Raw genomic sequence first — 416 nt, forward strand, 5'->3', positions numbered from 1 at the left:
GGCGAAGCACTGGCGCAATACCAGGCAATTCGTAAGCCGGTAACCGATGTACTTCAGCACGAATCTCGCCAGGGGTGGAGTGACGGCGAAGTCGATGACGTTTTCCCCAGTCAGAATGAAGGGCAAATTGCTGCAAGGAGTTAACATGCCACTACATCCAACGATTGCCAAATTTATTGCAGAGATGCCGGCGCCTCAGCCTGGCCCTCTCAACCCGCAAGCGATGCGCGCTGATGAGGAGAGCCATGTACCTCTCATCGATAAGCGTGTGCCAGTAGAATCGGTGATCGATAGAGTTTTATTTACTAGCGTCGGTGAAGTACCAGTCAGGGTTTATACCCCGACAACAGCGAACACACATTCTGTTCTGGTGTATTTCCACGGCGGTGCATTCTTTCTGGGCAGTCTGAATACAC

1 protein-coding gene is annotated in these 416 nt (G+C 51.9%); it reads left to right on the forward strand.

Features of this window, described 5'->3' with window-relative positions; translation table 11 throughout:
- Nucleotides 1–145: 145 nt before the first annotated feature.
- On the forward strand, nucleotides 146–416 hold a 271-nt coding region (locus IOC61_RS10935; protein WP_229333091.1), incomplete at its 3' end, for a hypothetical protein.

This window comes from Halomonas sp. KAO (assembly GCF_015595025.1).
Taxonomy (GTDB): Bacteria; Pseudomonadota; Gammaproteobacteria; order Pseudomonadales; family Halomonadaceae; genus Halomonas.